Below are 25608 nucleotides of genomic sequence, written 5' to 3' on the forward strand. Positions count from 1 at the left end.
CCCGGCAGTCTTGTTGTTTTGGGTGTTTGTGTGGGGTGTTCCGGTGGCCCCCCCCCCCCCCCCCCCCCACCGAACTGCCGGTCACGCGCGCGGAGGACACCCGCGAGCGCTGCCCGCTTGACCTTGCCGCAGCGTCAAGGTCTCTACTGGGACCATGCGAATCGGCGAGCTGGCGGCACTGGTCGGGGTCTCGACCCGGACCGTGCGGCACTACCACCATCTCGGGCTGCTGCCCGAGCCCGTGCGGCAGCCCAACGGCTACCGCGAGTACGGCCTGCGCGACGCCGTCGTCCTGGCGCGGGTACGGCGCCTCACCGAGCTGGGCCTGTCGCTCGACGAGGTGCGCGACGCCCTGGCCGACGAGCGGGGTCGAGACCTCCGCGAGGTCCTCCAGGACCTGGACGCCGACCTCGCCCGGCAGCAGGAGAGCATCACCCGGCGCCGGGCCCGCCTCGGTGCCCTGCTCGCCGAGGCCGACCTGCACCCCGACTCGACGGTGTCGCCCGCGATGGCCGAGGTGCTCCGCGCCCTCCCGGCGAGCGGGTCCCGGTTCGCCGCCTTCGACCGCGAGCTGCTGGCCCTCGTCGACACCGGCGGCGAGGGCGAGGGTGTCGCGGCGATGCTGCGGCCGCTCACGGAGCCGGGGACCGTGGCCGAGGTGGAGGCGCTGTACGCGAGGCTGGACAACCTCGCGGACGCGAGGCCCGACGACCCGCGCGTCGTGCCGCTCGCCACTGACCTGGCGGCCCGGCTCCCCGAGGAGCTGGCCGCCGCGGCCGCGGACCTGGACCCCGACGCCGTGAGCGGCTGGCTCTCGTCGCTCTCGCTGGAGCTGTCACCCGCCCAGACGGCGGTGCTGCAGCGGCTGGTCACGACCCTGAAGGAGCGCTCATGATCCCCGCCTGGCTGCGTCGTCTCGTGGCGGGGGAGCTCCGCGGCCTCGCCAGCCTCGGCCTCTGGGCGGCCCGACGGCGCCACGGGGTCCCGCCGGGTGCGACGGTCGTCACCTACGCGCGCGAGCAGAACCCCATGATGCTGGCGTTCCTCGTCGCGATGGTCGCTGAGGCGGCCGGCATCGAGCTCCTGCTACGAGCCCTCGGGGTGCCCGACGCCGTCCGGGTCGTCGTGCTGGTGATCGACCTGTACGGAGTCCTTCTGGTGCTGACGCTGATCGCCGCCTGCGCCACGCGACCACACGTGGTCTCGGCGGACGAGGTGCGGCTGCGGTACGGCTCCTACCTCGACGTCCGGGTCCCCCGCCCGCTCGTCGCGGAGGCGCGGCGGGTCCGGAACCTGAGCGAGGAGGGCCTGGTCGTGGTCGACGGCGACGAGCTCGCCGTCATCGTGTCCGCGCAGACCAACCTCGTGCTCGACCTCACCGGCCCGCTGACCGTCACCCGTCCCTTCGGCCGGCGCGCAGAGGTCCGCTCGATCCGCTTCTTCGCCGACGACCCGGCGTCGTTCCTCGACGCCCTCCGCGCCGGGGAGCGAGCCGTCGCGGGCCCCACGGGAGGCTGACGCCGGGCGCGCTCCCGAGCGGACGGACAGAGAGTTACCCTGCCGATATGGCCCACCGCCCGGGCGACGACGCCTACACCTTCGAGCTCGTCGACGAGCGCGCGCAGGCCGAGGTGCTGCCGGAGCCGGCCGCGGCGCCGTCGGGCGGAGCGGCCCGCTGGGCTCGACAGAACCGCACGGTGCTCGTGCCCGTCGTGATCGTGGGCGTGGCGGTCGCCGTCGCCGCGGTGGCCGCGGGCGAAGCCCGCGAGCGGGACCGGCGGGAGGCGCTGGCGGCGATCCCGGGCGGGGTGCTCTCGCTCGAGACCCTGCCGGAGCTTCGGTGGCGGATCGACGACGTGCTGGAGCCCGTCGCCGTGCTGGACGGGCTCCTGGTCACCCGCGACCGCGACGGCCTCGACGGCGTGCACCCCGCCACCGGCGAGGTGCGGTGGAGCCTGGAGGCGGGCGCCACCGTCGACTGCGGGGACGCGATGCTCTGGTTCGACCGGCTGCGCACGGTCGGCCCGCTGGTGTGCCTCGACGGGTCGGATGTGCTCGTCGTGGGGGCGGGCGGGGTCCTGGAGGCCTCGCGCCCGCTCGCCGACCGCACCGGCTCACCGCAGCCCGGCCCGGACGGGAGCCTGCTGCGCGCCGAGCGCGTCGGACCGGCCGTGCCCGCACCCGAGGTCGCCTGCGACGACAGCGGCTCGTGCCGTCTCCCCGCGGGCGGGCACCTGGACGGCCGGGACGTGGTGGTCCGCCTCGAGGACGCGACCACGGGCACGCCACGCTGGGAGCGCACCGTCCGGTTCGATGCCCCGGTGGACGACGACGGCACGCTCCACGGGTGCAACGTCCTCGAAGGGCCCTCGGCGGCGCGAGCGGTCCTGGTGCACGACGACCTCGAGGTCGTGGTGCGGGAGCACCTTGTCCGGGTCACCGGGTGCGGCATCGACGCCGCGTTCGCGCCGGACGGCGACGAGCTGGCCCAGCCCGCCGGCTCGTACGTCTACGAGGCCCACGGGACACGCTTCCGGGTCCACCAGGGGCCGGAGGGTGGGGACGCGCGCACGCGGGTCGAGGTCCTGGGCCGGGACGGGGCGGTGCTGCGCGAGGCGACCGGGTATCCCACGTTCCCTGTCGCGACGGACCGCAGCAGCGACGTCTTCTTCACGACGAGCGGCGAGTCCCTGGACGCCCACCTTCCCGACGGTGCCGTGGTACCGGTCAGCACGGCGGTCAACACCCAGGTCCTGGTGGTCGCCGACGGTGTGGTCATCGTCGAGGAGCAGGACCGGAGGACGGTCCGGGCGGTGGAGCTGGTCGGGGGCGAGACCTTGTGGACCTGGCCCGTCCCGGACGAGGTGACGCTCACCGACGGCACCACCGTGGTGCTCGGCGGCGTCTCCGCGCTGAACGCGTTCACCGACGGGAGGCTGGCGATGCTCGTCTACGACCGCGGCGCGACGGTCGGCAACCCGTCCGGGTACGCGGCGTTCGGGATCGGCGTCCGGACCGGTGAGGTCCTGTGGTCCGGAGATCTCGGCCCCGACATCCCGTTCGCCGTGGCCGGGCACCTGGTGACGGCGGGCAACGAGTCGGCGGTAGGCCTGCGCGGCCTGGGCTGACCAGCACCCCTACGCTGACCGTCATGGGACCGGATGAACAGGCGCTCGACGGCGGCAACGTCAGCTCGGTGGTGCGGGTCGGCGACACGGTGCGGCGCACCGCGGGGCCGTGGACCCCCACGATCCACGCCCTGCTGGCCTGGGTGCGCGCCCACGGGGTCGACGGCGTCCCGGCGCCGCTCGGGATCGACGACCAGGGCCGCGAGGTGCTCTCGTACCTGCCCGGGGAGGTGGGCGGCTGGCCCCAGCCCGACTGGGTCTGGGACGAGGCGTTCCTCACCGACGCGGCCACGCTCCTGCGCCGCTGGCACGACGCGAGCGCCGGCTTCCCCCGCGACGGTTCCACGTGGCGGCTGCCCGCGCACGAGCCCGCCGAGGTGGTCTGCCTCAACGACGTGGCGCCGTACAACATGGTCTACGCCGACGGCCGGCTCGCCGGGTTCATCGACGTGGACATGGCCGCCCCGGGTCCGCGCGTCCGCGACCTGGCGTACCTCGCCTACCGCATCTGCCCGTACGGGGAGGACGCCTCACCGCCCGCCGGGCTCGACCCGCACGCGCGGCTCGACCGCCTCCTGGCGGCGTACGGGTCCGACGCCGGGATCAGCGCCGGCGACGTGCTCCAGGCGGCGGCCGGGCGGCTCCTCGACCTCGCCGACTGGTCGGAGGAGCACGCCCGGGCAACGGCACGGCCCGAGCTCCTGGACCACGCGGCGATGTACCGGCGCGACGCCGCCCGGCTCGCGGCCGCATAGGCCCGGGCGCTCAGCCCGCCGTCGCCTCCAGGCGCACCCGGGCCACGCGCACCACGTCCACCGACTCGACGGTCAGGCCGTCCGACGCCGGACGGACCGTCGGGTCCACCCACACGCCGGTCGCGGCCCGCCACGGCAGCAGCTCCAGCCGGACGCCGTGCTCGGCCACCTCGGCCGCGTGCGGGGTGAGGTCCACGTCCCACTCCCGTCCGTGCCAGAAGTGGTCGCCGACCAGCCGCTCCCCTACGAACGCCCGGCCTGCGTCGCCCGTCCAGCGGACTCTCAGCAGCGCGCGGTCCACGCCCGCGAGCGCGTCCGCCGGGACGTCCACGGCCACCGACGCCGCCCCGGAGAAGTCCGTGGGCGCGCTGAGGCGGTGCATCGGGCCGCCGCGGACCGGCTCGGGCGGGGCCGGGGCCACGGGCGCCAGCCCTGAGGCGAGCGTGCGGGTGCCCGCGGAGGGGACGGCGACCGTCCACCGGTGCCAGGGGCCGTCCGGTGCTGCGGCCCGGACGGGCGTGCCGTCGGCCGTCAGCCCAGCCGGCGGCGGCAGGAGCGCCACCGTGCACACCGGCTCGGACGTGTGCACCACGAGGCCGCCGTCCTCCGCATACACCGGGGCGTCGGAGAGGACGAGACGTTCACGCCCGGCCACGTCGAGCCGGTAGAGGCGGTTCGCGCTCGCGGCGTCGAGCACGAGGACGCGCACGCCCGGCAGCTCCACCACGCAGGCAGGTCCGGGCTCGACGGCGAGCCGGACGACGGTGGCCCCGCCCTCTCCCCACGAAGTGTCCTCGCTGCGCTGCGGTACTTCGCGGGGGCCCCTGGGGTCGGACACCTCCGCGCGGCCCGCGCCACCCACCGGGACCTGGCCCTCGATCACGAGCTCGACCGGGACGCCGTCGGCCGCGGCGAGGACCACGACCTGGCCCGACTCGTCCGCGAGGCGCGTGACCACCTCGGCGGTGGCGCTGCGCAGGACGAGGTCGTCCGCGAGGCGGTACCGCAGCGGCCAGACGGTGGTCAGCCCGGTGGGGAGGTCGACGGGCCGGGTGGGGACGGTGACCTCGGCGTCGTCGAACGTGACGGTGATCTGGACGCCGTCCTGCGCGGGCAGTGGGCGCTGGGCGGGCTGGTAGGTGGTGAGGAAGAGGTAGCCGCTGCGGCCGTCGGACCGGACGGCCCAGCGCAGCTCGGCCGGGTCCTCGCTGCCGCCGCCCACCTGCGGCGCCATCGTGGCGAGGCGGTGGCCCTCGGCGTGCAGCCAGAGGTGGCGTCGCCGCAGGAGGTGGTGGTGCGGCCGGACCTGGCCGTGCTCGCCCACGGGGGCGTTGAAGTCGTAGGTGAGAGCGGGCACGTCGTTGGGGTAGCCGGTGGCGTGCGACTCCTGCTCCGGACCGGTGGGGCCCACGCGCTGCGTGCCGCCCGCGTACATGTAGTAGCCCTGCCACACCGAGCCGCTGCCGATCTTGGCGAGGCCGACGGCGTCGACGTCGCGGCCGGTGACGAGCGGCCGGCGGTGGTAGGCGACGTGCATGCCGCCACCGAGCTCGCACATGGCGAAGGGCACCAGGGAGTCGTCCTTGAGCGGCACGGCGTCCGGGTCGAGCACGATGCCGTCGAGCGCCTCGCGGAGGTCGGCCCCGACGGTGAGGTCGTCGCGGACGGCGCTGTACCGGAAGTGGAAGGCCGCGAACGGCGCCCACTCCGTGTCGGACTCCTCCCAGAAGCCCTCCGCATAGGCGGAGTACACCGGCAGGAGGGTCTCGGGGACCTGCGCGCCGCCCCAGCCGGTCGCCGTCCAGACCGGGACCCGGAGGCCGAACCCCTCCGCGATCTCGCGCAGGGTCGCGAGGTGCTGCGGCTGGTCGTAGAGCTCGTTGTCCACCTGGACGCCGACGACGGGGCCGCCGTCCGCGTGCGTGAGGCCCGTGAGCTGCGCGGCGATCTGCCCGTACAGGAGCCGGACCCGCGCCAGGTACGCGGCGTCGTCGGTGCGGGTCGCGATGCCGCTCTCGACGAGCCAGTCGGGGAACCCGCCGTGCCGGGCCTCGCCGTGCGCCCACGGGCCGATCCGGGCGACGACCTCCAGCCCGTGGCGCGCGGCCAGCTCCACGAACCCTCGGAGGTCGAGGTTGCCGTCCCACCGGAAGTCGCCCGGGGAGGGCTCGTGCGCCTGCCAGAACACGTAGCAGGCGACCGACGTGAGCCCGCCCGCGGCCGCATGCCCCAGGACCTCCGACCAGCGCTCGCGCGGGATGCGCGAGTAGTGGATCTCGCCCGTGACGGGAAACCACGGCCGGCCGTCACGCTCGAGCCACCGGCTCGTCACCTCGATGCGGCTCGCAGCGCCCTGCGGGTCGCCGACCGCGAGGTGGCCGCGCCGCTCGGGCTCCGGGTGCGCCGCGCGGAGGGTGCGGGCGGGGCGCTTCAAGGCGTCGGGGGTCATCTGTCTCCTTCGAGGCGGCATGTGCGGGCTCAGCCTAAGCGCAGACTGTGCACGGTCCCAGTCCCGGGAGAATCCCGTGGACATGCGTCGCCGGCCCTGCCAGCATCGCCTCGTGCCGCGCCTCCTCGTCGTCACCGGGCCGCCCGGGTCCGGCAAGTCCACCATCGCCGCCGCCCTCGCCGACCGCTGGGAACCCAGCGTCCTCGTGGAGGGCGACGCGTTCTTCCGGTTCCTCCGCCGCGGCGCGGTGGCGCCCTGGCTCCCGGAGGCGCACGCCCAGAACGAGACGACGGTGCTCGCCGCGAGCGCCGCCGCCGGCCGGTTCGCGGCGGGCGGGATGACGGTGGTGTACGACGGCGTCGTGGGCCCCTGGTTCCTGCCCGGGTTCGCCCGGGCGACGGGGCTGCCGGTGATCGACTACGTAGTGCTGCTGCCGCCGCTCGAGACGTGCCTGCACCGGGTGGCCACCCGCGAGGGGCACGAGTTCACGGACCTCGGTGCGGCCCGGCACCTGTACGACGACTTCGCCCGCGAGGTCGACGACGGGGCGCCCGGGTTCGTGCTCACCGACGCACCCGACGGCTTCGCGACGGTGGCCGACCGGATCGTCGACGCAGTCGAGCAGGGCCGGTCACGGTTCGAGGTGGCGGCCGAGAGCTAGGGGCAGCGCGTCAGTCGTCGAGGTCGAGCTCGGTCGAGCGGTCCGCCCGGCGCGCGCCCAGCCGGGGGTCGGCGAGAACCTGCTCGATCAGCGAGGCCGGGCCGCCCAGCGCCGCCTCCAGCGTGTAGATCGGCACGCCGAGGAACCAGGACCGGTCGTCGGGCCAGACCAGCGACGGCGGGTCGGTCAGCTCGTTCAGCGCGCCGACGGACCGGAGCGGACCGGTCCAGAGGTGGTACCGGCGGTCCGGGAGGGCGAGCGGCTCGGCGTCGGGCCGCTGGGGCCGCACCCGGGCGAGGTACGCGCGACCCTCGGCCGTCACCCGCTCGATCTCCTCCGCCGTCGCGTCCTCGTCGCCCGCGAACATGATGTCCATGCCCGGCGCCGTGCCAGGGTCCTCGCCCGCGTCGAAGAACGCGCCCCAGCCCTCCCACGTGCCGCAGTGCACCGGCTGGTCGCCGGTGGCGGGGCCGAGGACGTCGAGCAGCGCGTCGAGCCAGGCGTGCGGGGCGTACGGCTCGTCGGCGTCGACCACCCGGGGCGAGATCGGCACGACGGCGTACGCCTCGTACCCGTCCGGGACCGCCCCGCCCACGCGGGCGCTCAGCTCCGTGAGGCGGTCGCGGAGCCAGGCACCCGCCTCGGCGTCGTCGTCCCAGGTTGCACCGGCCAGTCGGAGGGCGCGAACCCCGGGGTCGTCCATGCTGGAACCCTAGCCGAGGGGAGCGCCGAACTCACGGGCGAGGATCGCGAAGTCCACCTCCGTGGCCCACGCGCCGTCGCGCAGGTCGTTCTCCACGAGGCGAGCCTCCAGCCGCATGCCGAGGCGCTCGCACACCTGCACCGAGGCGGTGTTCTCCTCGTCGACCCGCGCGAAGGCACGGTGGAAGCCGAAGGTGCCGAAGGCGAGGCCGAGCAGCCCGCGGGCCGCCTCGGTCGCGTAGCCCTGACCCCGCACGTCCGGGTGCAGGGCCCAGCCCACCTCGACCTGACGCGCGCCCGCCGCCCACTTGAGCAGGGCCTCGCCGATCACACCCGGCTCGTCGCGTCGCTCGACCGCCAGCACGAGCGCGTCGCCGGTCTGCTCGAACGGCGCGTCCGTCCAGCTCGTGAGCTTCTGGCGGGCGACCTCCTCGGTCCATGGTGGCTGGTACATGTACGTGACGACGTCGGGACGGGAGCGCCAGGAGAGGAAGGCTGCGGCGTCGGCAGGAGTGACTCGGCGGAGGGTCAGGCGGTCGGTCAGCACGGGGTCCACTCCCCCAGCGAACCATCCGGGCCGCCCGCCGCGCGAGTGGCACCCGGTCCTGCCTAGCGTCGGAAGGGATGCACCGACCGGCACGGGAGAGGAGCGGACATGCACGTCGGATACACGCTCATGACCGAGCAGAGCGGACCGCGGGAGCTGCTGCGGTATGCCGTGGCAGCCGAGGAGGCCGGCTTCGACTTCGAGGTCTCGAGCGACCACTTCAGCCCGTGGCTGACCGAGCAGGGGCACGCACCCAACGCCTGGGTGCTCCTCGGCGCGGTGGCGCAGGCGACGAGCCGGGTCGAGCTCATGACCTACGTGACCTGCCCGACGATGCGCTACCACCCCGCCGTCGTCGCCCAGCAGGCGGCCACGCTCCAGCTCCTCGCCGACGGCCGCTTCACCCTCGGTCTCGGGGCGGGCGAGAACCTCAACGAGCACGTGATCGGCGAGGGCTGGCCCAGCATCGACGTGCGGCACGACCTCCTCGAGGAGGCCGTGCACATCATCCGCGAGCTCCTCACCGGCGAGCTCGTCACCTGGGAAGGCCAGCACTTCCGCGTCGACTCCGCACGCCTCTGGGACGTGCCCGACGTCGCCGTCCAGCTCGGCGTCGCCGTCTCCGGCGCACAGGGTGTCGAACGGTTCGCACCGCTGGCCGACCACCTGATCCAGGTGCAGCCCGACGCCGACGTGGTGCAGGGCTGGACCGCCAAGCACCCCGGCGGCTCCCGGGTGATCGGGCAGGTGCCGGTGTGCTGGGACCCGGACGAGAAGAAGGCGGTCGAGCGGGCCCACCGGGAGTTCCGCTGGTTCGGCGGCGGGTGGTCGGTCAACGCCGACCTGCCGACGCCCGCCGGGTTCTCCGGCGCGTCGCAGTTCGTGCGGCCCGAGGACGTCGCGTCCTCGATCGCGTGCGGGCCGGACCTCGACAAGCTCGCCGAGAGCGCGCGGCCGTTCGTCGAGGCGGGGTTCACCGACCTGGCGATCGTGCAGGTGGGCGACGAGAACCAGGACCGCTTCCTCGCCGAGGCGGCCGGGCCGCTGCTGGAGCGGGTGCGGAAGCTCTGAGGGGGCGCGTCGGGGCGGCGCCGGAGCCGCCGGTCAGGCGGTCAGGCGGGCCGGCGGTCAGGCGGGCCGGCGCCACTCGAGCGTGTAGCGCCAGTAGAGCCGACGCCGGACCCTGGCTCCCGGCATCACCTCGCCCGCCGCTCGACGCACCTGGTCGAAGGTCTCCGCAGGGTCGGCCACGGGCGAGCCGTGCTCCCAGCTGCCGCGGAACGCCCGGGCGACGGCGGAGACGGGCACGGTGACCAGGCTGTACGCCAGGTCCAGGGCAGACCCCGGGCGAGACAGGCCCACGACCATCAGGACACCGCAGGGTGCGACGAGGTCGCGGAGCACGGCGAGCCCTTTCGCGAGGTCCAGGTGGTGGAGCGTGGCGACGCACGCGACGAGGTCGAACGTGCCGAGGTCGTGGGCGGCACCGCCCTGCCGGCCAGCGTCGTGGCCGGCGAGCACGTCGGCCGCGACGTAGGTGAGGCGCGGGTCGCCGTCGGCCAGCGCCTCCGCGCGGGCGACCTCTGCCGGGTCGAGGTCCAGGCCGACCACCCTGGCCACGCCCGCCGCCGCCAGACGGCGCGTGAGCAGGCCTTCCCCGCAGCCGACGTCGAGGGCGCTCTGGGCCCCGGCAGCGTGACGCACGATCTCGGGGTGAAAGTGCGTGTTGTGGTTCCAGAAGGGATCACGCGTCATGGGTCTTGACCTTAGCGTCGCTGCTGTGGGCAGGTGCGCGGCGACCGCCCCATTGCCGGACGGTGAGTTCAGAACTAGTGTTGAAGTATGAGCGCGCTGCCCTTGGACTCCGTCCCCTTCTCGGAGCTGCTCCGACACCCCGCAGAGACCGCTGAGCGGCTGAGCCGCACGCGGGCCGTACGGCTACGCCGTCGCGACGCCGGCGACCTGGTCCTCATGTCCGCGGAACGCGCCGAGTCGGAGTCGGTCGTCGTCCACCTCACTGCGCGCCTGCTCGCACGCGTTGCACAGGTGGACCCTCAGGTCCTTCGCGAGGCGCTTCCCGCGACCCTTCCCTGGATGCGATTCCTGCCTCAGCCGGACGCTGACGCCATGACGGAGGAGTTCATCGCTGCTGCGGAAGCAGCCACAGCCCTCGGCAATACCGCCGCGGTGTCCCAGGTACTCACCGAATGGCAGCACACCGCCGAGGTCTATGCCGACCCCGAGATCCGTCAGGCCTTGACGAGGCAAGACCGTGGCGACTTCGGTCCCGTCCCACGACCGAGCGACGGGTGAGTGCCAAGCGCGGAGACCGTGCCGCTCCCCCGCCACACGGCGATGGATTCACTCTACGGTTCGCGACGAACGACGCGGCCAAGGGCTGGGAGGAGCTCTGCCGACAAGCCCCGTCGAACACGCGGACGGCGTTCGACGCACTCGAACGCAACCCCTGCCCCGAGCCGGCGAACCATCGCCAGCATCCCCTCAAAGGCAGCCTCTCGACAGGCACACACAACGGTCTCGTCCTGCCGCAGTGGCAGTACGAGGTCACGTCCGGAGGCCGGATCTGGTACCTCGTCGATCACGACGCGCGAACCTGCTGGATCAAGTACGCGTCCACCTCACACCCGAAGGTGACCGACTGACGAATATCGCGGCACCTAGGATCAGCGGGTGCTGCGACTCTCCGACGTGACCTACCTCGTCCGCGACCACGACGAGGCGCTCCGCTTCTTCGTCGACGTCCTGGGCTTCGCCGTCCGGCAGGACGACACCTTCGAGTCGGGGTGGCGCCGCGTCGTCGTCGGCCCGGCGGAGGGCGGGACCGGCCTCGTGCTGGCTCTCGCCACGGACGACGTCGCTGTGGGCCGCCAGGCCGGGGGCGACGTCGCGTTCTTCCTGGAGACCGACGACTTCGCCGCCCAGCACGCCCGCATGCTCGCGGGCGGCGTGCGCTTCCGCGAGGAGCCGCGGCACGAGGCGTACGGCACGGTCGCGGTCTTCGAGGACCTCTACGGCATGCCGTGGGACCTCATCCAGCCGCCGGCCTGACCCGATCCCCTGTTGTGGGTATGGCTGTGGCGACAGTTCAGCAGGGAATTGTCGCCACAGCCATACCCACAACTGAGAGGCTAGGCGGCGGGCGTCTCGCCCAGCTCGATCGCCAGCGGCTCGAAACGCGTGCCTTCGGGGTAGGACCCGCCGAACAACGTGGCGCCGTCGGCGGTGAGCTCCACCACCTCCCACGAGAGGCGCGTGCCCTCGCGGACAGGCGCCCCGGCCAGCCGGAAGGCGGCGGTCCGCTCGTCCGCGCCGTCGTCGACGATGGAGAGCTCCCAGTCGTCACCGCGCTGCGTCACCTCGGCCTGCGCGATCTGGCCCACGTAGGACCCGAAGTGGCCGATGAACCGGACGGTGCCCGTGAAGGCGAACCAGGTGTCGTCGGCGGTGGGCGCGGGCACCCGGTCGGTGTCGAGGGGGAAGTGGAAGTCGGGGCCGGAACCGCTGACGCCCTCCACCGCCAGCCGCCCGCCCGGGGCACCCGCCACGTACATGATCAGGCTGGCCTTGACGGCCCAGTCGAGATGCGCCATTTCTCCTCCTTGGAATGGCACGACTCTACTGGTCACCGCTCGACGCAGTCGATCGGCCCCAGCGCCGGGCGGCCGCGTAGGCCCGGGCGCGGAGCAGGTCCTCCCACCGGTAGGTACCGAGCCCGCCGGGTACGTTCGCCGTCGGGTCGAACCGTGGGGAGCCCGGGACCGCCTCCCCCAGGGTGAGCCGGCCGAGGTGCCGCCACGGCCCGGCCGGCGTCGCCGAGAGCAGCTCGATCACCGGGTAGGCCGCCGTCCGCGCCCCCAGCACCACGGGACCCTCGCGGGACCGGAGCGGCATGATCGTGCTGAAGGCTCCGGCCGGCGTCGAGAGCCGCAGCTGCAGCACGTACCGCCCGATCAGGCTCAGCCCGGTCGAGGCGAGCAGCAGGTCCTGCGGCGTGTCGCCGTCGAACCACCGTATGGCGAGGCCCGCCACGTCCGGCCAGGGCGGGGGCAGGCCCCCGCCGCGGGAGATGCGGACGACGACGTCCCGGCGGACCGGGGCGCCCAGCTCACCCGCGCCCGGCGCGCCCGCGTCGTCCACGAGCTCCAGCGTGCCGGTCAGGGCGGTGCCCCGCGGGTGCAGCGGGCGGCCGCGCCGCAGGGCAGCCGCCGCCCCGAGCACACCGGCGAGGACGAGTCCCGCCGTCCAGGCGGCCGCGGTGCCCGCGTACCGCAACGGTCCTGCCATGCCGCACACCGTGCCACGGGCGGCCCGCGCTCGCAGAGCGACCAGACCGCTCCTCGCCCGAACGGGTCCCCTAGCATCCAGGAGCGTGGACACCGACACCCAGCACCAGCTCGCCGCTGACACGCTCCGCGCGTGGGCCCTGGACGAGGACCTGAAGCAGAAGGTGATGTCGACGCCTGCCCTCGCGGCGGCAGCCGCCCGGGTCGCCCGGCGCTACACCGCGGGCGAGACCACCACGGACGCGATCGCGACGGCACGCGCCGGCCTCGCGCGTGGCCACGCCCCGAGCATCGAGTACGTCGGCGAGAGCATCCGGGACGCGGCGACGGCCCGGCGCGAGACCGACGTCTTCCTCGACCTGATCGAGGCCGTCCGGGCCGACGGTCTCCCGTCGACCGTCTCGTTCGACCTCACCCATGTGGGCGCCCTCGTGTCCCGGGACCTGGGGCTCGCCCACGCGCGCGAGCTGGCCGCCGCGACCGCCGACCTCGGCACCGCGCTGATGATCTCGGCCGAGGGCTCGGACCGGACGGACCTGGTCCTCGACCTCCATGAGGCACTGTCGGCGGAGTTCGACCACGTGGGTATCACGCTCCAGGCGCGGCTGCACCGTACCCCGGAGGACCTGCGGCGGGTACTGCTCCGGCCAGGCCCCGTGCGGCTGGTCAAGGGTGCGTTCCTGGAGCCCGACGACGTGGCGCTCCGCCGGGACACCACGGAGCTGGCCGCCGCCTACCTCTCGCTCGCCGACCGGCTCCTGCAGGCCCGCCATCCGCTCGCGATCGCCACCCACGACGCGACCCTGGTCACCGCGCTGCGCGAGCGGCACGGCGCCGCGCTCGCCGAGCCGGGAGTCGAGTTCGAGATGCTCCTGGGCCTGGGCACGGAGCTGCTGGACCAGCTCCACCATGACGGTCTGCGCACACGCGAGTACGTGGTCTTCGGCGGCGAGTGGTGGCTGTACGTGCTCAACCGCATCGCGGAGGACCCGGAGGCCCGGGTGCTGGCCGCCCTGGCGGACCTGCGCTGACCGCGGCTCCGGTCACCAGGGCAGGTAGTAGGTGAGCAGGTCGGCCGTGCGGGGCGGGAAGAGCGCAGCCATGAGCTCTGCGTCGGCGCCCGCGTAGACGTCGGGCCGGCGGCGGGCCAGGCCCGCGATGCCGTACGGGCCGAACAGCAGCGGGCCGAGCGCGTCGGGCGCCACGCCGCAGCCACCCGCGGCGCCGGGGCTCTGGAGTGCGCCGCCGGTGCGGACCGGGCCCAGGCCCTCGGGCGTCACGGCGAGGCGGTGGTGCCTCCGGAACGTCGACACCACGACGTCGCGGCCCGTGCGGTCGAGCCCCGAGGCCGCGAGCCGGGCCGACAGGACCGGGCGCAGAGCCTCGAGCAGCGCGCCCTCGTCCGGTACGCGGACGTAGTACTGCTCGGGCTCGTCGCGGGCAGGGCCCAGGCGCGGCTCCCACCGGCGGCCCGGGACGGTCAGCGGCCGGTGGACGATCCGCAGCGGCCGGTCCGGGTACCGGGCGACGAGACCCGCGAGGAGGGCGTCCGCGGCGGCGTCGTCGTCGGCCGCCGTCTCCGCCACGAGGACCGCGTCGTCGTCGATCCGGGCCCGCGCGGTCGCGACCGGCGCGCCGTCGCGGTCGAGCACCCAGGTGGTGCTGCCGCCGTGCTCCAGCAGCCAGCGGCGTCGCGGAAGCGGGTGCGGCACCGCCACGTCGTAGGGCGCCTGCGCCGCGTCCTGGAGCCGGGCCAGCTCCGGGAGGTCGGCGGGGGTCGCCGGGCGGAGCGCGCCGGCCGCGGAGGCGCCGTCGGGAGCCGCACCAGCACCGCCGTCGGGGCCCACCGCACCGGGCCGAGGGGGGTCGACCAGGTCGCGCGCGCTGGGGATGTCGACCGCGTACTCGTAGCCGAACAGGCGGTAGAAGTACGGGATCCCGATCATGACCTGCACCACGTGGCCTCGCGCCCGCGAGCGCTCGTGGGCCCACGCCATGAGCGCCCGGACGTGGCCGCGCCCCTCGTGGTCGGTGGCCGTGGCGACGAGCTCGACCTGGCCGGCGGGGAGCGTGACGCCGTCGACCCGCACCGTCTCGTCGAGGAGCGTCGCGGTGGACACGACGCGGTCGCCGTCGACCACCACGGCGGAGCTCTCCCAGCCCGCGTCGGGGTCCTGCACCACGAGGCGGTGGTCGACGTCGTCCCCCTCCTCGCCGCGCTCCACCAGCAGCGCCCCGATCTGGTCGAGGTCGGCGGGGCGAGCGGTGCGCAGCAGGAGGCCGCCGGGGAGCTCAGAGGTCGTCACGTGCCCAGTGTGGCCACCCGTGGGCTCGGCGCGCACACTGATATCCGCTCCCGGTGTCGATCTCCGGCCGGCCGTTCGACGGACAGGTGACGGGCAGGACCGGACCACCACGAGAGGAACCCGTCATGGCTCAGTCCTGCCGTCCGGGCCGACCTGCTGCGACGGCTCGGCCGCGCCGAGGAAGCCGCCGCGGCGTACCGGCAGGCGGTGGACCTGACCCGCAACGAGGCCGAGCGGTCCTTCCTCACCGGCCGTCTCACAGCCCTGGGCGGGTAGGCAAGCCGCCGAGGCGGCGCCACGGTCCGAGACAGCCACCGGGCCGTGGACCTGCTGCCCTAACGTGCTCCCATGCTGGTCACCTCACGCCATGCCACCGAGTACCGCGCCTTCCTCGGGCTGACCGACGCCGACCTCACCCGCCGGATCCTCGACTGCTCCGCGGGCGCGTCCGGCTTCGCCGCCGCGGTGAACGCGGGCGACGGGGCCGTCACCGCCGTCGACCCGGCGTACGCCGACCGGGACGTGCTCCGGGCGGCGGTGGAGGGGTCGGTGTCCGGCGGGACCGCCATCATCGACACCCACGCCGACCGGTTCACGTGGGACTGGTACGGCTCCCCGGAGGGCCGTCAGACGCTGCGCGACGAGGCGCGCGAGGCGTTCCTGGCCGACCTCACCGCGCACCCCGGCACCTACGTCCCGGGCGAACTGCCCACGCTCCCTTTCGCCGACGACGCCTTCGACCTCGCTGTCTGCTCCCACCTCCTGTTCACCTGGGCCGACGACACCTTCGACGAGGCCTGGCACCACGCCGCCCTCACCGACCTGCTGCGCGTGGCGGGCGAGGTGCGGGTCTTCCCCCTCGTGCTCCAGGGCACCGGTGAGCCGGTGCCGTTCCTCCCCCGCCTCCTCGAGCGGTTCCGGGCGGAGGGTCGTACGGCGGAGCGTCGGCGCGTGCCGTACGAGTTCCAGCGGGGCGCGGACGAGATGCTCGTGCTGGGCCGCTAGCCCCGGCCGACGGCGGGTCGGCGACCAGGCAGCTGTTCCCCGTCTCGCGCTCAGAGGGCGAACAGCTACCTGCTCGCGGCGGGCTCGACGGCGGGCAGCGTGAGCCGCCGCTCGATCCGGCCGCGCAGGAGCAGCAGGGCCACCGACGAGACCACGCCGACGGCGAGGCTCAGCCACCACACCGCCGCCCCGCTGGTGTGCAGGGCGACGCCGACGGTGAGGGCGGCGAACCGGCCCACGCCCCACGTCCACTGGAAGGCCCCCTGGTAGCGGCCGCGGGCGTGCGCGGGCGCCAGGTTCGCGACGACCGACGCCGCCTGGCCTCCCGCCACGACCTCGCCGACCGACCAGACCAGCACCGTGAGCGCGAAGACGAGCGGCGTCCGCGCCAGGCCGGTGGCGGCCACGCCCGCCGCGATGAGCAGGCCGGCCGCCGCGAGCGTCGGCAGCTGCGGCAGGTGCGCCACCCGCGCCGCGGCCCAGGGCTGCAGCAGCACCACGACGACGGCGTTCACGGCCGCGAGGATGCCGTAGACGCTGGGCGGCAGGCCGGCGTCGCGCACGGCGAGCGGCAGCACCGACTCGGTGAGCGAGTAGACGAACAGCTGGGCGCCCAGGACCACGAGCAGCACGAGCATCAGCCGGTCGCGGAGCACCACGCCGTACCCGACGCCGGAGGCGCCGTCGGACACCGGGCGCGGCAGGTTCGGCAGCCGCAGCACCACGAGGACCGCGAAGACCACGAAAGTGGCGGCATCGACGGCGAAGAGCAGCCCGTACCCCCGCTCGGCGAGGAAGCCGCCCAGCACGCCGGCCACGGCCGTGCCGAGGTTCACGCCCCAGTACTGCAGGGCGAACGCCCGCTGGCGCAGCTCGGGCGGCGTGGCGTCCACGACGATCGAGCTCGCGGCCGGGAGCCCGGCCGACGACGCGGAGCCCAGCAGGAGCGCGGCCGCGGCCATGGGCCACGCGCCGGGCGCGACGTAGAGGAGGCCGAGCGCAGCGGCCGCGCCGAGGAGCGAGACGAGGAGCGTGGCACGGCGGCCGACCCGGTCGGCCAGGTACCCGCCGACGACGGGGCCCACGAGCCCGCCCACGCCGAGCGCGCCGAGGACGACGGGGATGGTGGTGTCGGCGATCCCCCGGTCGCCGAGGAAGAAGACGAGGAACGGGACCACGACGAACCCGAGACGGTTGATGACCGTGCCGGCGAAGACGGTCCACACGACGGGCGGGAGTCCGCGGTAGGAGCTGAGCATGCCGCGAGCCTGCGGGCGCCTCACCCTCGGACCGAATGATTAAGGTGGGGCTGAATCGAACCGCCCGCCCGAGTCACCAGGGAGCGCACATGGACGTCCAGGTCCCCTTCACCGCCGACGACGTGGCGCGCACCCGTTTCGCCGTGTCCCCGATGTGGGAGGTGGTGACGAGCTTCCGGCTCCTGCGGCTGTCGGCTGTCCCCGCCCCGTACGACCGGTGGGCCACCCGCGTGCGTCCGCTCGTCCGGTCGGCCGGGCTCGACGTCGGCCGCCTCGCGGACCTGATCCCGGCGGACAGCTTCCTCGCCGACCTGCTCAACCCGCTGCCCACGACGGCGTTCCCGGCCCTCGCCGACGAGCTCGACGCGGTACGGGCCTCCTCGGCGGCGCAGCTGGAGGCCGACGTCGACGAGCTCGAGCGGCACGGCGGGCTGCCCGCCGGACGCCGGGCCGCGCTGCTCGCCGACCCCGCCGCCACCCTGGAGCAGGTCGCCGGCGAGGTGGAGCGCTACTGGGGGCTCGCGATCGCACCCTGGTGGTCACGTATCCGGACGGTCCTGGAGGCCGACGTGTTCCAGCGGGCCCGCTCCGTGGCCGGGCTCGGTGCGGCCCACGTCCTCAACGAGCTGCACGACAGCGTCCGCTGGGACGAAGGGTCCCTCAACCTGGTACGCCGCAGCTGCCGCGTCACCCGCGCCGGCTCGGGCCCGGGCCTCGTGCTGGTGCCGTCCGTGTTCGTCCGCGACCGGGTGCTGACCCGCTCGGTCCCGCCCGACCCGCCCCAGCTCGCCTACCCCGCCCTGGGTGCGGGAACCGTCTGGTCGCCGCAGCCCGCCGAGCGGATCGACACCCTCGCCGCGGTCCTGGGCCGCAGCCGCGCCGTCCTGCTCGCCGAGCTCGACTCGCCCGCCTCCACGACCCAGCTCGCGCAACGGGCGGGCCTCACGGCGGCCGGCGCCTCCCAGCACCTCACGGCCATGCGCGACGCCGGCCTGGTGAGCGCCCACCGCGCCGGGCGCTCCGTGCTCTACGCCCGCACGGCGACGGCCGACGCCCTCGTGAGCCCGCTGGGCTGACCGCGGCCCGGGCCGCACCGCTGAGGCAAGGCTGCCCTCGCTGGAAATGGCCCCTCCGCCCTGGTTGGCTGGAGACATGACCACCGACGCCCAGCTCCACACCGGCGAACCGCACGCGGCGGGTCTCGCCCAGCGGCTCAACTGGCTCCGCGCCGGGGTGCTCGGCGCGAACGACGGCATCGTGTCCGTGGCGGCCGTCGTCGTCGGCGTCGCCGGAGCCACCTCCCAGCACGCCGCGATCCTCACGGCGGGCCTCGCCGCCCTCGTCGGTGGCGCCATCTCCATGGCGCTCGGCGAGTACGTGTCGGTGAGCAGCCAGAGCGACAGCGAGAAGGCGCTCATCGCCAAGGAGGAGCGCGAGCTCGCCGAGATGCCCGAGGAGGAGCTGGCCGAGCTCACCGCGCTCTACGAGGCCAAGGGCCTCTCCCCCGCGACCGCACGCCAGGTCGCCACCGAGCTCACCGCGCACGACGCGCTCGCCGCCCACCTCGACGCCGAGCTCAACATCGACGCCGACGACGTCGTGAGCCCCTGGCACGCGGCCGTCGCCTCCGCCGTCGCGTTCACAGCGGGCGCGGTCCTGCCCCTCGTCGCCATCCTCGTGGTCCCCGAGCCCGCCAAGGTGCTCGTGACGTTCGTCGTGGTGCTGGCCGCGCTCGCCGCGACCGGCGCCACCGCCGCCTGGATCGGCGGCAGCCCGCGGCTCCGGGCCACCCTCCGGGTGGTGATCGGTGGCGCGCTGGCGCTCGGTGCCACGTTCGCGATCGGCTCCCTGCTGGGCACCGCGGGCGTGGTGTAGCGGACAACCGTCACAGATCCGGGGTGCTCCCGGTCGTACTCGTGACGGGCCGACCGGCACGTCGTGAGCAACGAAGGAGCACCCCATGAAGATCGTCGTCATCGGCGGGACCGGCCTCGTCGGCAGCCAGGTGGTCAAGAACCTCGAGCAGGAGCACGACGTCGTCGCCGCCTCCCCCCAGACCGGCGTCGACACCCTCACGGGCGCCGGGGTGGCCGAGGCCCTGGAGGGTGCCCAGGTGGTCGTGGACCTCAGCAACTCGCCGTCGTTCACCGAGGAGGACGCGACCAGCTTCTTCCGCACGTCGACGAAGAACCTGCTCGACGCGGAGGCCGCGGCCGGTGTGCAGCACCACGTGATCCTCTCGATCGTGGGCGCCGACGCCATCGACTCCGGGTACATGCGCGCGAAGGTGGCGCAGGAGGACCTGGTCCGGTCCTCCGGGTCCTCGTGGTCGATCGTGCGGTCCACGCAGTTCCTGGAGTTCCTCGGCCGGATCGCGGACTCCGCGACCGTCGACGGCGTGGTCCACATGCCGCCGGTGCGTTTCCAGCCGATCGCGTCGGCCGACGTCGCCCGGATCGTCGCCGAGGTCGCGTCCGGCGCCCCGCTGGCCGCGACCGTGGAGATCGCCGGGCCGGAGGTGTTCGGCTTCGACGAGATCGTCCGTACCGACCTCGCGTCGCACGCCGATCCTCGTGAGGTGCGCACCGACCCCACCGCGACCTACTTCGGCGCGGTGCTCGACGACGGCGCCCTCGTCCCCGCAGGAGCCGCCCGCCTGGGCGAGATCACCTATGCGGAGTGGCGGGCCACCCAGGGCTGAGACAGGGCACCGGCTCAGGCGCGGTGCGGGCCGCCCTGCTCCGGCAGGTGGCCGGCGCCGCGCCGGAGCGGCTCCAGCTTGGCCGGGCTCATCTGCCAGTGGATCTGCTCCACGCCCCGGTCCGAGGCCTGCAGAGTCACGACGGCGAACAGCTCGCCGTCCCGGTACAGGCCGTCGGCCGTGCCGCCGTTGACCTCCAGCGGCTGCGTCTCCACGCCCGGCCAGAAGCGCTCCGCGAACGCGTGCAGGTAGCGGGCCACCCGCACCCGCCCGACGACGGGGATGCGCGACACGTTGCGGACCGCACCGCCGCCGTCGGACCAGCTCTCGACGTCCTCGGCGAGCAGGCTCTCGAGCCGGGCGACGTCGCCCGCTCGGGCAGCCGCGAGGAACGCGTCGAGGAGCGCGCGCCGCGCCTCGGTGCTCACCGTGTGCCGGCGGCCCGCGGCGAGGTGCTTGCGGGCTCGGCTCACGAGCTGGCGCGCGGCCGCCTCGGAGGTCTGCAGCACATCGGCGATGGCGCCGTACCCGTAGTCGAAGGCCTCGCGCAGCACGTACGCGGCACGCTCCGTGGGGGTCAGCCGCTCCAGCAGCACCAGCAGCGCCACGTCCAGCGCCTCGGCCCGCTCGGCGCCGAGCGTCGGGTCCGCGCTGGTATCGACAGGCTCCGGCAACCACGGCCCGGTGTACGTCTCGCGGCGCGCCCGGGCGCTCTGCAGCACGTTGATCGCCAGCCGGGTAGCGGTCGTGGTGAGGAACGCGTGCGGGTTGCGGACCGCCGCCCGGTCGGTCGTCTGCCAGCGGATCCACGTCTCCTGGACCACGTCCTCCGCCTCGGTCACGGAGCCGAGCATGCGGTACGCGACACCGAACAGCCGGCGGCGGACGGTCGAGAAGACCTCCGCGGCGTCGTCGAGGTCGGTGGGGGCGCCGGCAGTCATCGCGCCGAGCCTACGCCCGGGCCCGGCTGTCCGGCCCGGCCCGGGTCCGTGTGATCGGCAGTTCGGTGCGGGATCGGCAGTTCGAGCTGCCGATCACGCACCCAACAGCCCAGACACCCGCGGGGGCCCCCCCCCGGGGCCCCCGCCCCGGGCCAGGGCCGGCGGGCGGGCGCGCCGCCGCGCGGCCACGATGGGAGCATGCTGCTCGCCGAGGTCGCCGCCACGTCGGACGCCGTCGCCGCCACCCGCTCGCGCCTCGCCAAGCGGGCGGCGCTCGCGGACCTGCTGCGCCGAACGGCGGAGGCGGCGGCGGGGGGCCCGTCGGCCGGGGGTGCCGGGGGTGCCGGGGACGGTGGCACCGGGGCCGACAGCGCAGCCACCGGCAGCGCCGGGGCGGGCGACGACGTCGAGATCGTCGTCGCCTACCTCTCCGGCGAGCTGCGCCAGCGCCGCACCGGGCTCGGGTGGGCCTCGCTGCGCGCCCTGCCTGCCCCGGCCGCCGAGCCGACACTCACCGTCGCCCAGGTCGACGCCGCCTTCGAGGCGATGGCCGGGCTCTCCGGTCCCGGATCGGACACCGCCCGTACGGCCGCGGCCGCGCGCCTCTTCGCCGCCGCGACCGAGCGGGAGCAGGCGTTCCTCCGCGGGCTCGTGGCCGGTGACCTGCGGCAGGGCGCGCTCGACTCCCTCGTCGTGGACGCGGTGGCCGACGCCGCGGGCGCCCCCGCCGACGCCGTCCGCCGCGCCGTCATGCTGCGCGGGGCCTCCGGCCCGGTGGCGCGAGCGGCTCTCGCGTCCGCCGTGTCCGGCGGGGACGTGGCGGAGACGCTCGCCGCGTTCCGGCTCGAGCCCGGGCGCCCGGTCCGGCCCATGCTGGCGCAGTCTGCGCCCGACATCCACGCCGCCCTCACCAAGCTCGGCGTGGACCCGGGCGCGGATCCCTCCCCGCAGGCCTGCGTGGACGTCAAGCTCGACGGCATCCGCATCCAGGTGCACCGCCGCGGCGACGACGTGCGCGTCTTCACCCGCTCCCTCGACGACATCACCGACCGCACGCCCGAGATCGTCGCCGCCGTCCGGGCGCTTCCCGCGGACCCGCTGGTCCTCGACGGCGAGGCGCTCGCCCTCGGCCCGGACGGCGTGCCCCGGCCGTTCCAGGAGACGGCGGCCCGCTCGGCCACGCGGGCTTCGGCGTCGGGCAGAGCGGGCGGCCCGGGCAGCGCGGGCGACACGGTGGCCGACGGCGACGCCTCCAACGACCTGGCCGACGCCGCCTCAGCCGACCCGCCCGCGCCGTCGGCCGAGGCGGAGCTGGCCGCCCGGCTGGAGCTGGTGCCGTTCTTCTTCGACGTGCTGCACGCCGAAGGCCGCGACCTGCTCGACGAGCCGCTCCGCGAGCGCCTCACGGTCCTCGACCGCGTCGCGCCGGGCCGGACGGTGCGCCGGGCGGTCACGTCCGACGCGGACGAGGCCGCCGAGTTCTTCGCCGGGGCGCTGCGCGAAGGTCAGGAAGGCGTGGTGGTCAAGTCGCTCGACGCTCCGTACGCGGCCGGCCGTCGCGGCGCCGGGTGGGTCAAGGTGAAGCCGCGGCAGACGCTCGACCTCGTGGTGCTGGCCGTCGAGTGGGGCTCTGGCCGGCGTCAGGGCTGGCTGTCCAACATCCACCTGGGCGCGCGCGACGCGGACGGCGGCTTCGTGATGCTCGGCAAGACCTTCAAGGGCATGACCGACGCGATGCTCGAGTGGCAGACCCAGCGGTTCCTCCAGCTGGAGACCCGGCGTGAGGGCCACGTCGTCCACGTCCGGCCGGAGCAGGTCGTGGAGATCGCGTTCGACGGCCTCCAGCGCTCCACCCGCTACCCGGGCGGCCTGGCCCTGCGGTTCGCCCGCGTGCTGCGCTACCGCGAGGACAAGTCGGCGGCCGAGGCGGACACGATCGACACGGTGCGGGCGCTCGCCGGGCCTGCCACGTCCTAGGCCCGGCGCCTTCGTACCACCGCTTCCCACGGCCGCAGGGTGATGCGACCGTCGCCGCCCACCCAGGCGGCCGGCGCGTAGTTGCCGAGCAGCGCCTCGGCCCCGGCGTCGTCCGACCACTCCTTGCCCACCTCGACCGCCTGCTCCTCGCCCGAGAAGCTGCCGAGCACGAGCAGCTCCACACCTTCGAAAGCGCGGGTGAACGCGTAGACGTGCTCGTGGTCGGCGAGGAGCATGGTGAAGTCGCCCAGGGCGACGGCCGGCTCCGTGTGCCGCAGCTCGATGAGCCGCTGGTAGTGGCGGAAGATCGACCGCGAGTCGGCCTTGTCGGCCTCGGCGTTGATCTCCACGTGGTTCGGGTTGACCGCGATCCACGGCGTCCCCGTGGTGAAGCCCGCGTTCTCGGACGCGTCCCACTGCACCGGGGTGCGGGCGTTGTCGCGGTTCAGCGGCGCCAGCGCGGCGAGCAGCTCGGCGTCCTCCTGGTAGCCGCGCTCCCGCACGTCGGTGATGTGGTTGAGCACCTCGATGTCGCGGTACTGCTCGAACGACGTGAACGCGCCGTTCGTCATGCCGATCTCCTCGCCCTGGTACACGTACGGCGTGCCCCGGTGGAGGTGCAGCACCGTGGCGAGCATGGTCGCGGACTCCCGCCGGAACACCGTGTCGTCGCCGTAGCGCGACACCGCCCGCGGCTGGTCGTGGTTGGACCAGTAGAGCGAGTTCCAGCCGACGTCGGACAAGCCCGCCTGCCACCGTCCCAGCACCGCCTTGAGGTCGGTGAGCCGCAGGGGGCGCGGGTCGAACTTGCCGCCGAGCCCGTGGTCCAGGTCGACGTGCTCGAACGTGAAGACCATGTCGATCTCCTGCCGCGCCGGGTCGGTGAACAGGCGCGCGTCCTCGACCGTGGCGCCGGGGGTCTCCCCCACCGTGAGCAGCCGCGGGTCCCGGCCGGCGAACACCTCCTGGTGCATCTCGTGCAGGAACTCGTGCAGGCGGGGGCCGTGCGCGGACTCGCCGAGCCCTGCGAGACCGTACGGGCCGGGCGTCCCGTCGGGCAGCGACCCGTCCTCGCCGACCGGCTTGGAGATGAGGTTGATGACATCCATCCGGAAGCCGTCCACGCCCCGGTCGAGCCACCAGCGCATCATGGCGTAGACCGCCTGGCGCACGTCGGGGTTCTCCCAGTTGAGGTCGGGCTGCTTGCGGCTGAACAGGTGCAGGTAGTACTCGCCGGTGACCTCGTCGAACTCCCAGGCCGGCCCCGAGAAGGCGCTCCCCCAGTTGGTGGGCTCGGCGCCGGGCGCGCCGGGGACCATGCCGTCGCGCGCGGGGCGCCACCAGTACCAGTCGCGCTTCGGGTTGTCCGTGCTGGACCGTGACTCCGCGAACCACGGGTGCTCGTCGCTGGTGTGGTTCACCACGAGGTCCATGACGAGGCGGATGCCGCGCTCGTGCAGCGCGGCCACGAGGGCGTCGAAGTCGTCGAGGGAGCCGAACACCGGGTCGATGTCCTGGTAGTCGCTGATGTCGTAGCCGTTGTCGTCCTGCGGGCTGCGGTACACCGGCGACAGCCACAGCACGTCGACCCCGAGCTCGGCGAGGTGGTCGACCCGCTGGAGGATGCCCCGCAGGTCGCCCACGCCGTCGCCGTTCGAGTCCTGGAACGACCGGGGATACACCTGGTACACCACCGAGCGGGTCCACCAGGGGGCGTCGTCGTACGTCACGCATGCTCCTTCCGTCGGTCCGTGCCGTGTCGACTCTGCCGCAGGAGGGCGTCACCGGCAGCCCGAGCGGCCCCCGGCGACCCGAGCGCTACACGCCCGTCACGTACGCGTAGTGGATGAAGTCCGCGTCGCGGACGAAACCCTCCGACTCGTACAGGGACTGCGCGGCCATGTTGTCCCAGGCCGTGGCGAGCGAGACCCGGACGGCGCCGGCCGCCGTGGCCCGGGCGCACGTCTCGCGCACCAGCGCCCGGCCCGCCCCGGAGCCACGGATCTCCGGGTCCACGAACAGGTCGTTGAGCACCCAGACGGGACCCAGGCTGACCGACGACCACGTGGGATACGACTGGGCGAACCCGACCACCTCACCGTCGAGCTCCGCGACCAGGACCACGCTGTCGGAGGCTTCCCGGCGCGCGGTGACGTACTCGCGCACAGGAGCGTCAGGGACGTCCTGGCCGTAGAACCTCAGGTAGTTCCGGAAGAGGTCGACCACGATGTCGACATCGGTTTCTGAAGCAAGGCGCACATCGAGAGACACCCAAGGATCATTGCAGGTCCGGGGGTGTCAGCACGAGACCATGGGCGTAATGCGTGAAGAAGAGTCACCCGGTCGTCACGTTCTCACCAGACGTTCGTCAGGCGCACGGGGAGACGGGCCCACGCCCGCCTCCCCGTGCCCCGGGCAGAGGCGCCGTGCTCAGCAGGCGCCCAGGTTGCTCCAGGCGCCGCTCGTGAGCGGGTCCTCGCCGCGGTTGCGGCGGACGGCCTCGTACAGGTGGCCGGATCGCACCACCCGGTCGCCGTCGGCGTACCACTTCCGCGAGGTCCAGGCGCTCGCGGCGCACGACGGCGTCGGGGTCGGGTCGGGCGTCGGCGTCACCGTCGGGGTGGGGCTGGGCGTGGGGCTGGGGCTCGACGTCGGACCGCCCTCGGTGACCCGCTTGCCCGAAGCGGTCCTGGTGACCGTCAGCTCGTCCCAGACCGCGCCGACAGGGAGGGTCGTCGTCGCGGTGGCCGTCTTCTCGGCGATGTAGGAGCGGTAGTGCAGGGTCGTCGCGGTGACGTCGACGACCTGGAAGGTGGTGAAGTCCTCGCCGCGCCGCACCTGCGTGGCGCCGTTCTGGGTCCAGACGTTGCTGC

Annotated in this window: 26 protein-coding genes and 1 pseudogene; 15 read left to right on the forward strand and 12 right to left on the reverse strand. The window is 74.4% G+C overall.

What is annotated here, in order from left to right; translation table 11 throughout:
* Positions 1 to 154: 154 nt before the first annotated feature.
* Genes AC060K_RS20655 through AC060K_RS20670 form a run of 4 tightly spaced genes read left to right on the forward strand, consistent with a single transcriptional unit; the run spans position 155 to position 3883 of the window.
* Entirely contained in the window at positions 155 to 895 is a 741-nt protein-coding gene (locus AC060K_RS20655) for a MerR family transcriptional regulator (RefSeq protein WP_483766040.1), read from the forward strand.
* Complete coding sequence (locus tag AC060K_RS20660; protein ID WP_483766041.1) at positions 892 to 1518, forward strand: hypothetical protein; 627 nt, start codon at positions 892 to 894, stop codon at positions 1516 to 1518. Before AC060K_RS20655 ends, AC060K_RS20660 begins: the two co-directional genes overlap by 4 nt.
* Positions 1519 to 1565: 47 nt before the next feature.
* Complete coding sequence (locus tag AC060K_RS20665; RefSeq protein WP_483766042.1) at positions 1566 to 3128, forward strand: hypothetical protein; 1563 nt, start codon at positions 1566 to 1568, stop codon at positions 3126 to 3128.
* Between the two features lie 23 nt (positions 3129 to 3151).
* The gene (locus tag AC060K_RS20670) at positions 3152 to 3883 is read left to right on the forward strand and encodes a phosphotransferase (RefSeq protein ID WP_483766043.1); all 732 of its coding nucleotides are present in this window, start codon (positions 3152 to 3154) and stop codon (positions 3881 to 3883) included.
* Between the two features lie 10 nt (positions 3884 to 3893).
* Here AC060K_RS20670 and AC060K_RS20675 read toward each other — a convergent pair whose 3' ends face one another.
* Complete coding sequence (locus AC060K_RS20675; protein WP_483766044.1) at positions 3894 to 6332, reverse strand: beta-galactosidase; 2439 nt, start codon at positions 6330 to 6332, stop codon at positions 3894 to 3896.
* A 112-nt stretch (positions 6333 to 6444) separates the two neighbouring features.
* Here AC060K_RS20675 and AC060K_RS20680 point away from each other — a divergent pair, with 112 nt between their 5' ends.
* Positions 6445 to 6993 carry an AAA family ATPase gene (locus tag AC060K_RS20680; protein WP_483766045.1) on the forward strand — a complete coding sequence of 183 codons (549 nt, stop codon included), beginning with the start codon at positions 6445 to 6447 and terminating at the stop codon, positions 6991 to 6993.
* A 10-nt stretch (positions 6994 to 7003) separates the two neighbouring features.
* Here AC060K_RS20680 and AC060K_RS20685 read toward each other — a convergent pair whose 3' ends face one another.
* Both AC060K_RS20685 and AC060K_RS20690 read right to left on the reverse strand, forming a co-directional pair.
* The gene (locus AC060K_RS20685) at positions 7004 to 7696 is read right to left on the reverse strand and encodes a hypothetical protein (RefSeq protein ID WP_483766046.1); all 693 of its coding nucleotides are present in this window, start codon (positions 7694 to 7696) and stop codon (positions 7004 to 7006) included.
* Positions 7697 to 7705: 9 nt separating this feature from the next.
* A complete protein-coding gene (locus AC060K_RS20690) occupies positions 7706 to 8251 on the reverse strand; it encodes a GNAT family N-acetyltransferase (RefSeq protein ID WP_483766047.1) in 546 nt (181 codons plus the stop codon).
* A 99-nt stretch (positions 8252 to 8350) separates the two neighbouring features.
* Between AC060K_RS20690 and AC060K_RS20695 the strand changes: the two genes are divergently transcribed.
* Positions 8351 to 9313 (forward strand): LLM class F420-dependent oxidoreductase, encoded by a 963-nt coding sequence (locus AC060K_RS20695; protein ID WP_483766048.1) that lies wholly within the window; start codon positions 8351 to 8353, stop codon positions 9311 to 9313.
* 57 nt (positions 9314 to 9370) lie between these two features.
* On the opposite strand, the gene AC060K_RS20700 is transcribed toward AC060K_RS20695, so the two are convergent.
* Positions 9371 to 9997, reverse strand: coding sequence for a class I SAM-dependent methyltransferase (locus tag AC060K_RS20700; RefSeq protein WP_483766049.1), 627 nt, complete (start codon positions 9995 to 9997; stop codon positions 9371 to 9373).
* Positions 9998 to 10084: 87 nt separating this feature from the next.
* On the opposite strand from AC060K_RS20700, the gene AC060K_RS20705 reads away from it, so the two are divergent.
* Genes AC060K_RS20705 through AC060K_RS20715 form a run of 3 tightly spaced genes read left to right on the forward strand, consistent with a single transcriptional unit; the run spans position 10085 to position 11311 of the window.
* Positions 10085 to 10555, forward strand: coding sequence for a hypothetical protein (locus AC060K_RS20705; RefSeq protein ID WP_483766050.1), 471 nt, complete (start codon positions 10085 to 10087; stop codon positions 10553 to 10555).
* On the forward strand, positions 10552 to 10905 hold the full coding sequence (locus AC060K_RS20710; protein WP_483766051.1) for a hypothetical protein: 354 nt from the start codon (positions 10552 to 10554) through the stop codon (positions 10903 to 10905). The genes AC060K_RS20705 and AC060K_RS20710 overlap by 4 nt, the downstream gene beginning before the upstream one ends.
* A 28-nt stretch (positions 10906 to 10933) precedes the next feature.
* Positions 10934 to 11311 carry a VOC family protein gene (locus AC060K_RS20715; RefSeq protein WP_483766052.1) on the forward strand — a complete coding sequence of 126 codons (378 nt, stop codon included), beginning with the start codon at positions 10934 to 10936 and terminating at the stop codon, positions 11309 to 11311.
* Between the two features lie 80 nt (positions 11312 to 11391).
* On the opposite strand, the gene AC060K_RS20720 is transcribed toward AC060K_RS20715, so the two are convergent.
* Together AC060K_RS20720 and AC060K_RS20725 are read right to left on the reverse strand one after the other, a co-directional pair.
* A complete protein-coding gene (locus AC060K_RS20720; RefSeq protein ID WP_483766053.1) occupies positions 11392 to 11853 on the reverse strand; it encodes an HtaA domain-containing protein in 462 nt (153 codons plus the stop codon).
* Between the two features lie 25 nt (positions 11854 to 11878).
* Positions 11879 to 12547 (reverse strand): hypothetical protein, encoded by a 669-nt coding sequence (locus tag AC060K_RS20725; RefSeq protein WP_483766054.1) that lies wholly within the window; start codon positions 12545 to 12547, stop codon positions 11879 to 11881.
* Positions 12548 to 12632: 85 nt separating this feature from the next.
* Between AC060K_RS20725 and AC060K_RS20730 the strand changes: the two genes are divergently transcribed.
* Positions 12633 to 13577, forward strand: coding sequence for a proline dehydrogenase family protein (locus AC060K_RS20730; protein WP_483766055.1), 945 nt, complete (start codon positions 12633 to 12635; stop codon positions 13575 to 13577).
* Positions 13578 to 13589: 12 nt separating this feature from the next.
* On the opposite strand, the gene AC060K_RS20735 is transcribed toward AC060K_RS20730, so the two are convergent.
* Positions 13590 to 14852, reverse strand: coding sequence for a GNAT family N-acetyltransferase (locus AC060K_RS20735; RefSeq protein WP_483766056.1), 1263 nt, complete (start codon positions 14850 to 14852; stop codon positions 13590 to 13592).
* A 348-nt stretch (positions 14853 to 15200) separates the two neighbouring features.
* On the opposite strand from AC060K_RS20735, the gene AC060K_RS20740 reads away from it, so the two are divergent.
* A complete protein-coding gene (locus tag AC060K_RS20740) occupies positions 15201 to 15857 on the forward strand; it encodes a hypothetical protein (RefSeq protein ID WP_483766057.1) in 657 nt (218 codons plus the stop codon).
* A 65-nt stretch (positions 15858 to 15922) separates the two neighbouring features.
* Here the strand turns inward: AC060K_RS20740 and AC060K_RS20745 are convergent, their stop codons facing one another.
* Positions 15923 to 17116 carry an MFS transporter gene (locus tag AC060K_RS20745; RefSeq protein WP_483766058.1) on the reverse strand — a complete coding sequence of 398 codons (1194 nt, stop codon included), beginning with the start codon at positions 17114 to 17116 and terminating at the stop codon, positions 15923 to 15925.
* Positions 17117 to 17205: 89 nt separating this feature from the next.
* Between AC060K_RS20745 and AC060K_RS20750 the strand changes: the two genes are divergently transcribed.
* From AC060K_RS20750 to AC060K_RS20760, 3 genes are all read left to right on the forward strand, one after another.
* Positions 17206 to 18192: an ArsR/SmtB family transcription factor gene (locus AC060K_RS20750; RefSeq protein WP_483766059.1), complete on the forward strand. Its 987-nt coding sequence runs from the start codon at positions 17206 to 17208 to the stop codon at positions 18190 to 18192.
* A 76-nt stretch (positions 18193 to 18268) separates the two neighbouring features.
* Positions 18269 to 18991 (forward strand): VIT1/CCC1 transporter family protein, encoded by a 723-nt coding sequence (locus tag AC060K_RS20755; protein WP_483766060.1) that lies wholly within the window; start codon positions 18269 to 18271, stop codon positions 18989 to 18991.
* A gap of 85 nt (positions 18992 to 19076) precedes the next feature.
* Positions 19077 to 19817: an SDR family oxidoreductase gene (locus AC060K_RS20760; protein ID WP_483766061.1), complete on the forward strand. Its 741-nt coding sequence runs from the start codon at positions 19077 to 19079 to the stop codon at positions 19815 to 19817.
* Between the two features lie 14 nt (positions 19818 to 19831).
* Here the strand turns inward: AC060K_RS20760 and AC060K_RS20765 are convergent, their stop codons facing one another.
* Positions 19832 to 20758, reverse strand: a complete 927-nt coding sequence (locus AC060K_RS20765) for an RNA polymerase sigma-70 factor (RefSeq protein WP_483766062.1) — start codon at positions 20756 to 20758, stop codon at positions 19832 to 19834.
* A gap of 198 nt (positions 20759 to 20956) precedes the next feature.
* On the opposite strand from AC060K_RS20765, the gene AC060K_RS20770 reads away from it, so the two are divergent.
* On the forward strand, positions 20957 to 22735 hold the full coding sequence (locus AC060K_RS20770; protein WP_483766063.1) for an ATP-dependent DNA ligase: 1779 nt from the start codon (positions 20957 to 20959) through the stop codon (positions 22733 to 22735).
* On the opposite strand, the gene AC060K_RS20775 is transcribed toward AC060K_RS20770, so the two are convergent.
* The 3 genes and pseudogenes from AC060K_RS20775 to AC060K_RS20785 all read right to left on the reverse strand — a co-directional run.
* Positions 22732 to 24465: a glycoside hydrolase family 13 protein gene (locus tag AC060K_RS20775; protein WP_483766064.1), complete on the reverse strand. Its 1734-nt coding sequence runs from the start codon at positions 24463 to 24465 to the stop codon at positions 22732 to 22734. The genes AC060K_RS20770 and AC060K_RS20775 overlap by 4 nt on opposite strands.
* Before the next feature lie 88 nt (positions 24466 to 24553).
* Positions 24554 to 25006: an N-acetyltransferase family protein gene (locus AC060K_RS20780; protein ID WP_483766065.1), complete on the reverse strand. Its 453-nt coding sequence runs from the start codon at positions 25004 to 25006 to the stop codon at positions 24554 to 24556.
* 159 nt (positions 25007 to 25165) lie between these two features.
* Positions 25166 to 25608 (reverse strand): annotated as a pseudogene (locus AC060K_RS20785) (hypothetical protein); the annotation flags it as partial.

The organism is Antribacter sp. NEAU-D49, from assembly GCF_057158775.1.

Excerpts from the sequence above, each read along its gene's own strand:
- AC060K_RS20655 (WP_483766040.1), top strand. The coding sequence starts at position 155 with ATGCGAATCGGCGAGCTGGCGGCACTGGTCGGGGTCTCGACCCGGACC.
- AC060K_RS20660 (WP_483766041.1), top strand. The coding sequence starts at position 892 with ATGATCCCCGCCTGGCTGCGTCGTCTCGTGGCGGGGGAGCTCCGCGGC.
- AC060K_RS20665 (WP_483766042.1), top strand. The coding sequence starts at position 1,566 with ATGGCCCACCGCCCGGGCGACGACGCCTACACCTTCGAGCTCGTCGAC.
- AC060K_RS20670 (WP_483766043.1), top strand. The coding sequence starts at position 3,152 with ATGGGACCGGATGAACAGGCGCTCGACGGCGGCAACGTCAGCTCGGTG.
- AC060K_RS20675 (WP_483766044.1), bottom strand. The coding sequence starts at position 6,332 with ATGACCCCCGACGCCTTGAAGCGCCCCGCCCGCACCCTCCGCGCGGCG.
- AC060K_RS20685 (WP_483766046.1), bottom strand. The coding sequence starts at position 7,696 with ATGGACGACCCCGGGGTTCGCGCCCTCCGACTGGCCGGTGCAACCTGG.
- AC060K_RS20695 (WP_483766048.1), top strand. The coding sequence starts at position 8,351 with ATGCACGTCGGATACACGCTCATGACCGAGCAGAGCGGACCGCGGGAG.
- AC060K_RS20700 (WP_483766049.1), bottom strand. The coding sequence starts at position 9,997 with ATGACGCGTGATCCCTTCTGGAACCACAACACGCACTTTCACCCCGAG.
- AC060K_RS20705 (WP_483766050.1), top strand. The coding sequence starts at position 10,085 with ATGAGCGCGCTGCCCTTGGACTCCGTCCCCTTCTCGGAGCTGCTCCGA.
- AC060K_RS20720 (WP_483766053.1), bottom strand. The coding sequence starts at position 11,853 with ATGGCGCATCTCGACTGGGCCGTCAAGGCCAGCCTGATCATGTACGTG.
- AC060K_RS20725 (WP_483766054.1), bottom strand. The coding sequence starts at position 12,547 with ATGGCAGGACCGTTGCGGTACGCGGGCACCGCGGCCGCCTGGACGGCG.
- AC060K_RS20740 (WP_483766057.1), top strand. The coding sequence starts at position 15,201 with ATGCTGGTCACCTCACGCCATGCCACCGAGTACCGCGCCTTCCTCGGG.
- AC060K_RS20745 (WP_483766058.1), bottom strand. The coding sequence starts at position 17,116 with ATGCTCAGCTCCTACCGCGGACTCCCGCCCGTCGTGTGGACCGTCTTC.
- AC060K_RS20750 (WP_483766059.1), top strand. The coding sequence starts at position 17,206 with ATGGACGTCCAGGTCCCCTTCACCGCCGACGACGTGGCGCGCACCCGT.
- AC060K_RS20755 (WP_483766060.1), top strand. The coding sequence starts at position 18,269 with ATGACCACCGACGCCCAGCTCCACACCGGCGAACCGCACGCGGCGGGT.
- AC060K_RS20760 (WP_483766061.1), top strand. The coding sequence starts at position 19,077 with ATGAAGATCGTCGTCATCGGCGGGACCGGCCTCGTCGGCAGCCAGGTG.
- AC060K_RS20765 (WP_483766062.1), bottom strand. The coding sequence starts at position 20,758 with ATGACTGCCGGCGCCCCCACCGACCTCGACGACGCCGCGGAGGTCTTC.
- AC060K_RS20770 (WP_483766063.1), top strand. The coding sequence starts at position 20,957 with ATGCTGCTCGCCGAGGTCGCCGCCACGTCGGACGCCGTCGCCGCCACC.